The organism is Ralstonia flaminis (assembly GCF_958415495.1).
Taxonomy (GTDB): domain Bacteria; phylum Pseudomonadota; class Gammaproteobacteria; order Burkholderiales; family Burkholderiaceae; genus Ralstonia; species Ralstonia flaminis.
This window is the reverse complement of the sequence record NZ_CATZLL010000010.1, coordinates 13,607-26,525: the sequence shown is the minus strand read 5'-3', so window position 1 is coordinate 26,525 and position 12,919 is coordinate 13,607. Positions and strand designations below refer to the sequence as shown.

The window sequence follows — 12,919 nt, the reverse complement described above, 5'->3', positions numbered from 1 at the left end:
ACGACAGCTACCCCAATCTAGAGAGGGCAGCACCGGGTGACGTCGGTCTGGAGGCTACGTTTGGAAACTGCAGTAAAGAACGGCCAGCGGTGGTGGCGGCGCGCGCGCTGCCACTTGTGTGCGCAGCACCGTGCGGATATTGGCAAACGCCACGGGGGCCGGTTCGATGACGCCGGTGAGCACCGGCAAGAACACCGGCAGTTGCGGTGCGACATGATCAGCGCTCTTGGAGTCAGCCTGGCAGTGGGCCAAGCACAGCGCGCCGTTGTCCTTGTCCTGGCTGCTGCCCTGATCGGTCCCATTGGCCATGTCGGCGCACGATTCGGTCAGGGCGGCCTTCATGTTGTTGCTGCCCACTTGGTATCGGCTGCCGGCACAGGCGTACGCCGCCGCTGCCAGTTGGACTGACAGGAAGACCAGCAGGAGAAAGCCAGCGAAGAAAGAATGCCGGCGCAGCGTGTGACGCAAGGGTTAATTGCCGTGGAAACTTTGTCGGAAGCATACCTTTTTTCATGCGCAATGTAACTTCGCCGGATACCCGCGCCGCGATCGGACAAAAGAACGAGCGCGCCGTCCTTGACCTTCCCACGTGGGCAGGGTCTACCGTGAAGCCGTGAAGATTTGGGTACGCGTCGCTCCCGTGGCACATGCCACGGACACGTGATGCCGAAGCTTCGATGCACGCAGGAATCGAGGAGCACACCATGAATATCGGACAGGCCGCGAGCGTATCCGGGGTCTCGGCCAAAATGATCCGCTACTACGAAAGCATTGGCCTGGTGGCGTCGGCTGCCCGGAGCGCGGGCAACTACCGGACGTATGGAGACAACGACATCCACGCCCTGCGCTTCATTGGGCGGGCGCGGGCATTGGGCTTCTCCATGGAGCAGATTCGAGAATTGCTCGGGCTGTGGGAAAACAAGCGGCGCGCGAGTGCAACGGTGAAGGCGATTGCGTTGCAGCGCATTCAAGAGCTGGACGCTCGGATTGCCGCGCTTACCGGCGTGCGCGACACCCTGATGTATCTCGCCCAGCACTGTGACGGCGACGATCGCCCCGCCTGCCCGATTTTGGACGCGATCAGCAGCGCCGTCCCAGAGAGGCAGCCTGTGGCACATGCCACGCGGCATTGAGGCACCGCGAGAATGAACGACAAACGACCACATCCGCATACGTCATCCCCTGCGCCCGGGCACGTCGGCGGAGATTTGTGCGCACAAGGCGGGGACCACCAGCACGCCATGGCGAAGCAACTGACGCTTGTGACCGCCACCGAGGACCGAGATCCAGTGTGCGGCATGGCAGTGAAGCTCGGTACGCCATACCAGTCAAACTACGCGGGGGCGCGGTACGTCTTCTGTAGCGCGGCATGCCAGAGGAAGTTTGAGGCGGAGCCAGCCAAGTATGTCTCCGCCGGTGACGAAGCCAGTGCAGCACCTGGCGCCGTCTACACCTGCCCTATGCATCCCGAGGTCCGTCAGGACCATCCCGGGAGCTGCCCGAAATGCGGCATGGCGCTTGAGCCTGAGATGCCGAGCCTCGACGCCGACGAGAATCCTGAACTCGCAGCGTTCCGCCGGCGCTTCTGGTGGACCTTGCCGTTGACGATTGCCACCGCATTGCTTGCGATGCTGGGTGAACATGCCTGGGCAATGGGGCCGACGGTGCAAAGCTGGGTGGAGTTCGCATTATCTGCGCCCGTGGTCCTGTGGGCAGGCTTCCCCGTCTATGCCCGGTGCCTGCAATCGTTCCGAAACCGCAGCCCAAATATGTGGACGCTGATCGGTCTGGGCACCGGCGCCGCGTTCGTGTACAGCGTTGCGGCCACCGTGGCGCCCGACCTGTTCCCCCGCAGCTTTGTTGTGCATGGCCGCATTGCGGTCTACTTCGAGGCCGCCGCCGTGATCATTTCGCTGACGCTGCTCGGCCAGATCTTCGAGCTGAGGGCGCGCTCACAGACCTCGGCGGCCATCAAGTCGCTGCTTGGTCTGGCACCCAAGACAGCACGCCGCATCAACCCGGACGGCAGCGAGGAGGACATCCCGCTCACGCACGTGCATGTCGGTGACTTGCTGAGAATTCGGCCGGGCGAGAAAGTGCCGACCGATGGCGTTGTGATTGAAGGTGTGAGTGCCATCGACGAATCGATGATCACCGGTGAGCCACTGCCTGTCTTCAAGCGGGCGGGCGACCACGTGATCGGCGCCACCCTCAATACGTCGGGCAGCCTGGTCATGCGCTCGGAAAAGGTTGGCGCTCAGACGGTACTGTCCCAGATCGTGCAGATGGTAGCCCAGGCCCAGCGCTCGAAGGCGCCAATGCAGCGGATGGCGGACCAGGTGGCCGGGGTGTTCGTGCTGGTGGTGGTAGCCATCGCCGTGCTTGCCTTCTTCGGCTGGGGATTGTTCGGTCCCGAGCCGAGCTGGGTCTTTGGGCTGGTCAACGCGGTGGCCGTGCTGATCATCGCCTGTCCATGCGCGCTGGGGCTGGCTACACCGATGTCGATCATGGTGGCGAGCGGCAAGGCGGCGACCCAGGGCATTCTGTTCCGCGACGCGGCGGCCATCGAACATTTCCGCAAGGTCGACACCCTGATCGTCGACAAGACCGGCACGCTGACCGAAGGCCGTCCGGTCTTCGAGCGGGCGTTGGCCGTCGATTCGCTCGATGAGACCACGGTGCTGCGTCTGGCGGCGAGTCTCGATCAAGGCAGCGAGCACCCGCTGGCGGCCACCATCGTTGCGGCGGCGCGTGAACGGGGCCTGACCTTGGCGAAGGTCGAACATTTCGCATCGGACGCGGGCATGGGCGTGCGAGGCCGGGTTGACGGTCACCAACTGATACTCGGCAATGCCTCCCTGATGCGTCGGGAGCAAGTCGATATTGAATCGCAAGCGTTGCGGGCAAACGTGCTGGGGCAGTACGGCGCCAGTGTCATGTACCTGGCCGTTGACCGGAAATTGGCGGGGCTGCTGACGGTCTCGGACCCGGTCAAGGCCAGCACCCCCGAAGCGCTTGCGGCGCTCAAAGCAGCCGGGATTCGCGTGGTGATGGCAAGCGGCGACAGCATCGCGACAACGCGAGCCGTGGCCGGCCCCCTTGGCATTAACGAGTTTCATGGTGAGGTCAAACCGGCCGACAAGCTGGCGCTGGTCGCAAAACTCCAGAGCGAGGGCCACGTGGTGGCAATGGCTGGCGACGGCATCAATGACGCACCGGCACTGGCCAAAGCCGATGTCGGCATTGCCATGGGGACAGGAACCGATGTGGCAATGCATAGCGCCCAGGTCACGCTGGTCAAGGGTGACCTGCGCGGCCTTGCGCGCGCACGGGAACTGTCGCAGGCCACCATTGCCAATATGAAACAGAACCTGGGATTTGCGTTCGTCTACAACGCGCTGGGCATACCGCTGGCAGCCGGAGTGCTGTACCCGTTCACCGGGTGGCTGCTGTCACCGATGATCGCGGCCTTGGCCATGAGCCTGAGTTCGGTGTCAGTGATTTCCAATGCGCTTCGGTTGAGAACGCAGGTGTTTTAGGCGCTGCCTCTTGGATGACCATCATGCCCGTGCGCAATCGCCCCTCACCGTTTTTGCCCGCCTTGCGGTCAAGGTTTGGCAGAACTAGAGTGAACACAATTGTTGGCAGTGATTCATGATGCATCGCCAAAGTCCTCTCGCTCGGCTGCTTACGCTCTCATTGATCGCGATGGTGCTTTTCTCGCGCCTTGCGATTGCGGGATACGTTTGCCCGCCCGAGGCGGGGACCATGGCGAACTCCTCGACGATGGTTGTTTCCGTCGTGAACTGCCAGCACATGGATGAGGCGCAGCCCGCGCTCTGCGCGGACCATCGGCACGATGGGCGCCATTGGGCGGATGCCAACGGCCACGCTCCTGATCTTGGCATGCTGCCCGCCGCAATTGGGCTCGTGCACGTTCTTCCTCCGACGCCTTACGCCGGACCGGCTTACCCGAAGGCCTCTCGGCCCGTTGCAGTACCTGGGCCCATCTACCTCGCAACAGCGCGCTTGCGAATCTGATCGCTCCCCACACGCGGCAATCCGTCGCCGCGAGCCTTGATTTCAATCGCTCCCCCGGCGGGATGTCCCTGGACTCTGCCTTGACTGAGCCGGAAAGAAACCTTATGTGGGGAAGACCATCATGCATTCCATTCTCAGAATCATCGTTCTCGTTTCGCTTGGTGTTGCCGCTGGCGCGGCCTTCGCAGGTCCCAATTGGGATGCCATCAACAGTGCGCGCGCGGCGGCGAAACGCTCTGCCGCAGCTCCGGGCGCCGCATCAGCCAAGGATGCGATGCAGAAGCAGTGCGCTGAAATGATGAAGTCGTCGGCGGACAGCGCCAGCCCGAAGGGCCCATCCGAGGCGAAATGATCGCATGCGCTTCGGCCTGGTCGTCGAGGCGCGTATATCGACGCAATCGCTTACCGGGAGTAAGCCGCTTGATCTTGCGGCATCCGGAACCGGTGGCGAACAGCACGGAACTTAATCGAAGATGGAGATCGTCATGAGAACGAGATCAGTCATGGCCACAGCGCTTGCGCTTGCCCTGCTTGGGGCCGGTGGATGGAGCGCTGCAGCCGGCCCCAGTCGCGCTACCGAAGGCGCCAAAGCAAGTCCGCAAGACCCCATGCATTCCATGATGATGGGCCACATGATGGACGGCGGGATGATGGGCGGTTGTCCGATGATGGGGCAGTTGCCGCCCGGAAACGAAAAGCTCTCGATGCAGATGCACGGAGAAATGATGCAGGCGATGGGGGAAATCCTGCGCAAGTACGCGGACAAGATCCAGACGCCCTCATCGAAATGACGGTGGCCGGCCGTATCGCGAACGACCGAGTACCACAGGAGTACCGCTATGAAATGCAACACGAGAACCATGGTCGCCGTGGGCGCTGCCCTGGTGGCGATCTTGGCAGTCGCCTATGCCGTTTTCCCGTCAGTTCGTGCCTTCGTGCTGGGCATTGGTCCCTACCTGTTGATCCTCGTCTGCCCGCTATCGATGTGGCTGATGATGAAAGGCATGCAAGGTCAAGACGATCAGCGGCGTTCCATGAGAGAGGACACGCCTGAGCGGAAGCAGCCGTTTCGGATCGAAAAGTGAATCGTGAGTGCGGCCGCGCGTATCGCGAAGGCGGGTTCCAGCGCGAGCAGGACAAGGACTGTAGGCCAGCGTGGTACGCGAAATCATCAGCGCAAGTGTGAGGCTGTGTCCGGAGATACAGGGGCAAATCCAATCCTGTCGTCTGCGGGAGGAGTGCGATGAGCATCATGAGTAGTTTCAGTGCGCACTACGGCCATTGGAACCTGGTCGCGGTCTTGGTTGGGGTGGTGTCATGGATCTTGTATCGGTACGTGGCGCCGCAAGGCTGGCGCGAATGGACTGGGGCGGGTCTCGTGCAGGCCTTTGTGATCGCGCTGTACGCGGAAATGTACGGCTTCCCCCTCACGATCTACCTCCTGACGGGCTTCCTCGGAATCGACATACCGCTGACGGCCTACAGTGGGCATCTGTGGGCAACGCTGCTCGGTTATGGCATGGCAGGCGCAATGGTCGAGATGGTGATAGCGACTGTCTTTATCCTCCCGGGCCTCATTCTGCTGATTTGGGGGTGGAGCACTGTCTATCGAGCATGCCGTGCCGGCCGCATCGCCCAGGAGGGGCCTTACGGATTCGTCCGTCACCCGCAGTACCTCGGCATCATGCTGGCTGTCTTTGGGCAGCTGGTGCACTGGCCCACGCTGATCACCGTGGTGCTGTTGCCAGTCATTGTGTTTGTTTATGTCAGGCTGGCGCGCAAGGAAGAACAAGACATGGTCAGCCGTTTTGGGGCCGCTTACGAGGCGTATCGACGCAGGGTGCCCATGTTCGTACCGGGCCGCAGTCAATGGAAACAGCTATTCAGCACCCACGTGGGCTCATGATTTCTCGCCCTATAGCCCCGGCTGCCGTGGTCGCACCTTGATGATCAAGGAGAGGGTTATGCGTACCAAATGGATCATCGCCATCATTCCCACTGAACTGCTTGAGTCGCTGGAGAGGCAGCTCGCGACCGCCCATGCCCCTGGCCTGACGATCACAAAGGTCAAGGGGTACGGCGAGTACAAGAACTTCTTTTCCAGTGACCTGACCACCGTGCACACCAAGGTTGAAATCTTCGCGGACGAGGCCGAGGTCGAGGCTATCACCAACGCGATCGTTGAGGTCGGAAAATCGACGGTGCCGGGCGCCGGGATCGTCGCGGTTGTTCCTGTCGAGGGGTTCTTGCATCTTCACGTTCCCCCTGGGGAGTCGGCTGGTCCGGCGGAATAATCCCATCGTGTGTCAATGGCGGGGCGCCAGGCGGCACGGGATCACATGCCCGTGTGACCCGCGAGGCGTGAGGGCATCCGCCGAGAGGCTATAGCGCGATCAGCACGGTGTGGTCGGTCATTGAGGTCAGGGAGTGATGTATGGGGTGGAGCGTGGCAGCGACGCGCACTGGAGGTGGCGGGCGAGTACGAGGCGTCGCCCCGGCACAGCTCGTTTTGCTGCTGCTCGCTGTCCTGTGGTTCTGCGTCGCAGGCTCCGGTGGTGTTGCCCATGCCGCGGAAGAGGAAAATCTCTTGCCACCGGAGCAGGCCTTCCGCTTTGCGGCGCGGCAACTCGACGACCGCTCCATCGAGGTGCACTTCGACATCGCCGACGGCTATCACCTCTTCCGTGAGCGATTTGTGTTCGCCGCACAGCCGGCTGGGGTCAAGCTCGGTACGCCCGAGTTTCCGCCAGGGCAGGTCAAATTTGACGAAGCGCTCGGCAAGCAGATGGAGATCTATCATGGCGGCGTCACCATTCGCGTGCCGGTGGCGGTCGTGCCGGCTGACGGCGAATGGCTGCTGACGGTGACATCACAAGGCTGTGCCGACAAGGGAATCTGCTATCCGCCGATGCACAGTGTGTACAAGGTCGGCGGTGGCTTGCTCGGTGGCCTATTCGATAAGCATCGGAGCAGCAGGCCAATGACGTCGCCCGTGCCGCCGGCGATGCCGATTTTGCCCAGCTTGGGAGAGGGGCAAATTGGGCCGGCTGTTCCATCAGCCGCGCCAAGGAATGACGACGGCGACCGCGTTGCGCACGTGTTGGCCGGCCACCAGCTTGGGAGGATTGCTACGGTCTTTTTCGGCCTCGGTCTGCTGATGACGCTCACGCCAGGCGTGCTGGCGATGGTGCCGATCCTGTCGTCAATCGTCGTCGGCGAGCACGTGACGCGCGGTCGTGCCTTGGTGGTCTCATTAGCCTACGTGCTCGGAACGGCGGTGGCTGATGCCGGTGTCGGCGTGGCAGCGGGATTGCTCGGCGAGAGATTCTCGACGGGGCTGCTGACGCCGTGGGCGCTGGGGGCTTTTACCATGCTGGCGGTGGCCCTGGCGCTGTCAATGTTCGGACTCTATGAGCTAGGGCGGCTGCCCCCAATGACGGCATCCTCAAATCGCTGGTCGGGCGGTCGGATTGCTGTTGCCGCAGCAGCAGGCGTGATTTCAGCATTGGTCGTCGTGCGCAGCGTGCCTGTGCCGCTGTCGGGCACGCTGACCGATGCCGAGCAAACCGGTGATGCGATTGGCAGTGGCGGTGCACTATTCGGTATGGCGATCGGCATGGGGGCGCCGTTGGTGCTGGTCGGCGTCGCTACTGGCTATCTTGTGCCGCGCGCTGGGCACTGGTTGATGGTGACGAAGCGCTTCTTGGGCTTCCTGCTGCTCGGCGAGGCGCTCTGGGCTGTCAGCCCGCTTTTGCCACCCTGGGCATTGATGGCGGCGTGGGCCATGCTGCTGCTGATTGCCTCCGCCTTCCTGGGCGCCTTCGGTTCGCTTGGTCCAGAGCCTCGCAGCTTGACCCGGTTGGGCAAGGGCATGGGCATGGTGGCCGCGCTGGCAGGGGCGATCCTGCTGGTCGGTCTGGCGTCCGGCGGACGGGATCTGCTCCAGCCGCTGTCGCATCTGCGTGCTGGCCTGATGGCGCCCGCCTCCACTGCTGGCCCGGCGCTGGTGCGCTTCGAGCGCATCCGTTCTGTGGCCGAACTCGACGCGCGCCTGGTGCAGGCCGCCGCGGCCGGCAAGCCGGTGCTACTAGATTTCTATGCCGATTGGTGTGTCAGCTGCAAGGAGATGGAACGCTTGACCTTTAGCGATCCGAGAGTCCAGGCACGGCTGGCGGATGTTGTGCTGCTGCAGGCCGACGTGACACGCAATTCTGCCGACGATCGCACCCTGCTCAAACGCTTCGGCCTATTCGGTCCACCCGGCATCATCTTGTACGGTGCCGATGGACGTGAGAGCCCGGTGCGAGTGATCGGCTTCCAGTCTGCAAGCCTTTTTCTCGACAGTCTCGCGAAAGCCTTCGGCGACGACGGGAAGCATTGAGATCTGCCTGACCCCGCCCGCAGCTTATGCAGCAGTATCGCCACCGGGTTCTAGATGCTGTTGGCAGGGTGGCCAGTCTTTATGGACACCGCCTCTGAATGAAGGCAGAGATTTCCTCGGGGCGCGCAAAAACCACGGCGGCGCGGTCGCCCTGCATGCCTGTGCCGATCAGCACAGGTTGACCGGCAGCCGGGCCGGCAGCACTGCCATCGGTTTTGAAGCGCAGGTTGAACTCCCAAAAGACGTGGGCCTTCCGGTCGGCGGTGGTGAGGCGATAGGTATCGCCACAGAAGCGGATTGAGGTGACCCGCGACGCCGCATCGGACTCCTTCAAATTCGGCAGGCCACGATCGGGCACCTTCACACGCCCCGTGGAAACTGCCTCAATGTAGGCGACCAGATCGGCCCGCGTGCGTGCATCGGCAATGCCGGGAAAGGTCATCGCGTTACCCGGCACCAGGGCCGCCGGATTCTCAAGCCACGCATCGAGGTTCCGTTTGTCCCAGACCAGACCTGATTGCTTGAGGGCGTCAGAGTAGCGTGCAAAGCCGTCGGCTGTGCCTGCTTTACGTCCCAAAACGCCCGCCAAGCTCGGGCCCGTCAAGTGGCGACTCGGTGCAAATGAATGGCACGCCATGCAAGTGCGGGCGGCTTGTGCACCCCGCGCGGGGTCACCCTCTGCACGAGCCGGCGCGCCAAAGGCAAGTGAGGCCAAAGCGATCCCGATCGCATGAAGAGCAGGTCGTTGAATCATTGGGCCGCAGCGCCCGCTCCATCCACGTGCTCTTCTAACGCGCCAGTCAAGGCCTGGCCACGTGCCACGCGCCAATGACGCCGTCGCCAGTGGTGTCGCCCGGCTTCTGATCCTTGCTCCAGCGGTAAAGCGGATGGCCCTTGTAGGCCCACTGGCGCTTGCCGTCATCACGGGTGATGAAACTCCAATCACCGCTCGCCTTGTCGTATGAATCGGCCAGCGCGGGTGGCCAGTTGGTCGCGCACGTCCCGTTGCACGCGCTTTTGCCGGCCGCAGTGTCTTTGTCGAAAACATACAGCGTCATCTTGTGCTCATCGACCAGCTTGCCTTGCATAACCTCGGGCGGCTCGGCAAGCGCCGGAAACGATGCGACCGCGCCCAGCGCCAACATCATCAGGGTACGCGACATAGTGTGCTCCTTGCGTTGTTGATCAATATCTACGCTAGCGCCGGGACGGCAAGCTGCTACCAACGACCTGGGAATCCCGGTTGTGTGAGATGAGTATAGGGGTGCCGAAAACCGCACGGCAATTGATGCTGTAGCACGCCCGCCGTCGACGAAGAGGAGAAGCATGGGTGCCATGGTGGAGCGCTTTGTGACGCCGATCAACCAGATGCCGACGAGGCCTGTTAAGGCCAATCTTGATGCTCCCCCCGATGATCAGACGACGACCACGGGCTTGGCTACCGGCGACACGCTGGCGTTTGACATTGGTCCAAATGCTGAACTTCGTCTGCGCAGGGTAGGCTGGCGCGTGCCGGCGGCGGCCTTCGGGGACGCCATGATTTTGCTAAGGACAAGGTGCGCGGATCTCATCAAGGCTGCGGGATTGCTTCAGCAGCGGCCTACCAGGCAAGCCGGATACATGCATGCAGACCGTTTCAACATCACCAACAGAGGCTTGCAATAGACGTCGAGGCCATACATGCCTGAAAAGGACGACTACCCCGATTGCCAATATGAAAGAGCGCAATTGCCAAGATCGATTGCGCAACTGATAGGACACACTGCGCATATTCTTTCTATTGTTGGGGTGGACCACTGGAGCGTTGCGTAGGCTTTGCACCCTTGGCAAATCATGTCCTGGCGCGAGCGATCATGTACCGATTGCATGCTTGTGCCGTCAGCATGCCCACCTTGTCTAGTGGGAGGGAAACGCGCAGCGCCAAACACCTTCAACCGGCTGCATTCTTGTAATGCGCCCGTAACTCTGTGGTCAGGTTCCGTTTCCTAGACTGCGGCTTCGTGATCGTTGGTTCATGGTGCCCGGTGAAGTTGCTGCGTGTGTTTTTGCTCTGGTTAGTACTGCTTGCGCTGCCCTCACAGGGCATGGGCGCAGGCATTCTCGCCGACTGCGAACGCGCGCATACAACAACCAAGAAGTTACGAAAGATGCAGCCCCAGCGGCCCCCCACCGCTGCACGCGCCGGCCATGAGCATTGTCATGACCACCATGGAAAAGCCACGCCCGTTCGTTTCGACGACCGCTGCAAGTCATGTCCGTCTTGCGGGGAAGTTCCGCAGCATGCGATGTTGGCGGGACTGACCATGTCCGCTTACCAGCCGAGATTGAAAACACATCGTTCGTCTCGCGCTCACTTTCTCAGCTTCGTCCCGGACCTTCTCCTACGGCCTCCTCGGCTGGTTGTCTAACACGCATCGCCGATGGCGAGCCAGCTTTCGCTTTTGTAAGAGGAGGCAGACGGCGCATCGGCAAGACCTTTGGCAGCGCCTCTACACGCGCCAAGGGAAATCGAGTGTTTCGTCAGCAAGCAACCAGGACGCCGTCAATGGCGCAGTTGCTTGCTGCGTAGGAGTTTGCCGTGCATATCTGTGTAAGTTGCCATACACCCTTGAGGCCCTTCGCTTGGTCGTGCAGCGCTTGTGGCTGGCGAGCCACCATCCGTGATGGCGTCGCTTGCTTGGCGCCCGAGATGCTGCAGGACAACGACGGCTTCCATGAGCCGCTGTTCGAGGAATACCAAAAGCTGCAGGCTGACCACTTTTGGTTCGTGCATCGCCGCAGGCTAATCGTGTGGGCGCTGCAGCGCCATTTCCCGCAGCTCCAGTCGTTTCTGGAAGTTGGCTGCGGCACAGCGGAGAACCTAGCCGCGATTGCAGATCGGTTTCGGCACGCAGAAGTGTGCGGTGGGGAACCCTCGCTGAATGCACTCCAGATGGCGCGCCGTCATTGCGGGGCGAAGTTCTTGCAAATGGATGCTCGCGCGATACCGTTTGTTGAGGCATTTGAGGTGGTCGGCGCCTTTGATGTCATCGAGCATATCGATGATGATCGACGTGCCCTAAGTGAGATGTACAAGGCCTGCCGGCGCGGTGGCGGGCTGATCTTGACAGTGCCCCAGCACCCCCGGCTCTGGAGCCGCGTGGACGATGCGGCCAAGCACAAACGTCGCTATACGCGCCGGGATCTCATTGAAAAGTTGCGCGCCACCGGGTTCCGACCGCTCTATGTCAACTCCTTTATGTCGCTGCTGCTACCGGTCATGGTTCTTTCGCGTCTGCATCAAAAGATCGCACGGACCGAGCAGGAAGTTGACGAAGGCTTTCGTATCGGGAAAACGCTTAATCGCCTGTTCTCGACGGTCTGCAACGTTGAGTCTCGCTTGCTTACCCGCGGCATTCACTTTCCGGCCGGCGGCTCACTGCTCGCCATTGCGGTCAAGGAGTAAGGTAGCGACTCAACGAACAGGAACCCGCCATTTACACGTGTCCGATACACCTACGAGAATGAGCCGCCATGACGAATCGACATCGCTTCTACAGGTACCTCGCGAGCGGCGGTGTTTCCACCGCCGCTCACTATCTGACCCTATACGCGCTGGTCCAAATGGGGACCGAGCCTGTGCTCGGATCAACCATTGCGGCGCTGGTGGGGCTGGTGCTCAACTACTCGGTCAGTCGGCGGTGGGTCTTCGATGCGTCAGCCAAGATCCCGGAGACGCTCGCCCGATTCGCCCTCGTATGGATGCTGGCATTGTTGATCAACGCCTGGGCACTGGCATCCCTCCTCGCTTTAGGGTTCCACTATCTGGTTGCGCAGGTGACCGCAACCGGGGTCTTGGTCCTGATCAATTTCAATCTCCACCGCCGTTGGACGTTTTCCGGTGCGCGCGTGCCCCCCCTCGATAAGTGACCCATGTCTCACCAACGCAAACACTGGACAGCACAGCCTCAACACGCCTTAGGGCAGTTACATCAGGAGACGATGCCATGAGAAAAAGTACTGTCATATCGATATTGGCAACCCTTGCCAGCTTTCCCACGATTGCAAGCGCCTTCGTCCTGCATCTCGAACATGGGTTCGGCACCCACAACCCCGTCGTGACGTTGGGCGGCATGCAGCCCTCATCCGCACTCCCTGAAGAGATCGACGTTTCGCTCAAACGGGGCGATATTCTGTCCAAAACGCTTTCGTCTCAACAGCGCTATTCCATGCGGCTGGTCAACCGTGGAAGCGTTTCCGTGAAACTCCGCTTGGATATACAAGACGCAGGCGGGATCGGCGCACTACCGGGCACGCAACCGATCGATTTGGTGTTGGAGCCGGGGGAAGCGAGAGAACTGGCTATGGAGGCTTGGACTCCAATGATGGTGGTCGTCAGTACAGCGGCGCCTTAATTTCTCCGCGTGCAACACCTGAGGCAGACGTTAGCCCGCACGGCAAAAGCCAAGAATGAGCGGGCAATGTGCCTCTGTTGCAGAGACTGCGCGTTGCACTGTT

15 protein-coding genes are annotated in these 12,919 nt (G+C 61.5%); 12 read left to right on the top strand and 3 right to left on the bottom strand.

Annotation, left to right across the window (positions count from 1 at the left end):
• Nucleotides 1-54 precede the first annotated feature (54 nt).
• Nucleotides 55-468, bottom strand: a complete 414-nt coding sequence (locus R2N11_RS15940) for a hypothetical protein (protein ID WP_009277706.1) — start codon at nucleotides 466-468, stop codon at nucleotides 55-57.
• Between the two features lie 236 nt (nucleotides 469-704).
• Between R2N11_RS15940 and cueR the strand changes: the two genes are divergently transcribed.
• The 8 genes from cueR to dsbD all read left to right on the top strand — a co-directional run bounded on the left by cueR (nucleotide 705) and on the right by dsbD (nucleotide 8,422).
• Nucleotides 705-1,133 carry a Cu(I)-responsive transcriptional regulator gene (cueR, locus tag R2N11_RS15935; RefSeq protein WP_009241665.1) on the top strand — a complete coding sequence of 143 codons (429 nt, stop codon included), beginning with the start codon at nucleotides 705-707 and terminating at the stop codon, nucleotides 1,131-1,133.
• Between the two features lie 12 nt (nucleotides 1,134-1,145).
• Nucleotides 1,146-3,539, top strand: coding sequence for a heavy metal translocating P-type ATPase (locus tag R2N11_RS15930; RefSeq protein WP_009241664.1), 2,394 nt, complete (start codon nucleotides 1,146-1,148; stop codon nucleotides 3,537-3,539).
• A gap of 623 nt (nucleotides 3,540-4,162) precedes the next feature.
• Nucleotides 4,163-4,393: a hypothetical protein gene (locus tag R2N11_RS15925; protein ID WP_009241663.1), complete on the top strand. Its 231-nt coding sequence runs from the start codon at nucleotides 4,163-4,165 to the stop codon at nucleotides 4,391-4,393.
• A 151-nt stretch (nucleotides 4,394-4,544) separates the two neighbouring features.
• The gene (locus tag R2N11_RS15920; protein ID WP_232295864.1) at nucleotides 4,545-4,832 is read left to right on the top strand and encodes a hypothetical protein; all 288 of its coding nucleotides are present in this window, start codon (nucleotides 4,545-4,547) and stop codon (nucleotides 4,830-4,832) included.
• 48 nt (nucleotides 4,833-4,880) lie between these two features.
• Nucleotides 4,881-5,126, top strand: coding sequence for a DUF2933 domain-containing protein (locus R2N11_RS15915; RefSeq protein ID WP_009241661.1), 246 nt, complete (start codon nucleotides 4,881-4,883; stop codon nucleotides 5,124-5,126).
• Nucleotides 5,127-5,284: 158 nt separating this feature from the next.
• The gene (locus R2N11_RS15910) at nucleotides 5,285-5,947 is read left to right on the top strand and encodes a methyltransferase family protein (protein ID WP_009241660.1); all 663 of its coding nucleotides are present in this window, start codon (nucleotides 5,285-5,287) and stop codon (nucleotides 5,945-5,947) included.
• 58 nt (nucleotides 5,948-6,005) lie between these two features.
• Nucleotides 6,006-6,335 (top strand): P-II family nitrogen regulator, encoded by a 330-nt coding sequence (locus tag R2N11_RS15905; protein WP_009241659.1) that lies wholly within the window; start codon nucleotides 6,006-6,008, stop codon nucleotides 6,333-6,335.
• Nucleotides 6,336-6,475: 140 nt separating this feature from the next.
• Nucleotides 6,476-8,422 (top strand): protein-disulfide reductase DsbD, encoded by a 1,947-nt coding sequence (dsbD, locus tag R2N11_RS15900; RefSeq protein WP_009241658.1) that lies wholly within the window; start codon nucleotides 6,476-6,478, stop codon nucleotides 8,420-8,422.
• Nucleotides 8,423-8,501: 79 nt separating this feature from the next.
• Here the strand turns inward: dsbD and R2N11_RS15895 are convergent, their stop codons facing one another.
• Entirely contained in the window at nucleotides 8,502-8,999 is a 498-nt protein-coding gene (locus R2N11_RS15895; protein WP_021197398.1) for a c-type cytochrome, read from the bottom strand.
• Between the two features lie 223 nt (nucleotides 9,000-9,222).
• Nucleotides 9,223-9,585 (bottom strand): COG4315 family predicted lipoprotein, encoded by a 363-nt coding sequence (locus tag R2N11_RS15890; RefSeq protein ID WP_009241656.1) that lies wholly within the window; start codon nucleotides 9,583-9,585, stop codon nucleotides 9,223-9,225.
• A 163-nt stretch (nucleotides 9,586-9,748) separates the two neighbouring features.
• Here R2N11_RS15890 and R2N11_RS15885 point away from each other — a divergent pair, with 163 nt between their 5' ends.
• The 4 genes from R2N11_RS15885 (at nucleotide 9,749) to R2N11_RS15870 (ending at nucleotide 12,816) form a co-directional block, all read left to right on the top strand.
• Entirely contained in the window at nucleotides 9,749-10,087 is a 339-nt protein-coding gene (locus tag R2N11_RS15885) for a hypothetical protein (protein WP_009241655.1), read from the top strand.
• Between the two features lie 1,024 nt (nucleotides 10,088-11,111).
• Nucleotides 11,112-11,867 carry a class I SAM-dependent methyltransferase gene (locus R2N11_RS15880; protein WP_009241653.1) on the top strand — a complete coding sequence of 252 codons (756 nt, stop codon included), beginning with the start codon at nucleotides 11,112-11,114 and terminating at the stop codon, nucleotides 11,865-11,867.
• Nucleotides 11,868-11,935: 68 nt separating this feature from the next.
• The gene (locus tag R2N11_RS15875) at nucleotides 11,936-12,331 is read left to right on the top strand and encodes a GtrA family protein (RefSeq protein ID WP_009241652.1); all 396 of its coding nucleotides are present in this window, start codon (nucleotides 11,936-11,938) and stop codon (nucleotides 12,329-12,331) included.
• Nucleotides 12,332-12,408: 77 nt separating this feature from the next.
• Nucleotides 12,409-12,816, top strand: coding sequence for a hypothetical protein (locus R2N11_RS15870; RefSeq protein WP_009241651.1), 408 nt, complete (start codon nucleotides 12,409-12,411; stop codon nucleotides 12,814-12,816).
• Nucleotides 12,817-12,919 lie beyond the last annotated feature (103 nt).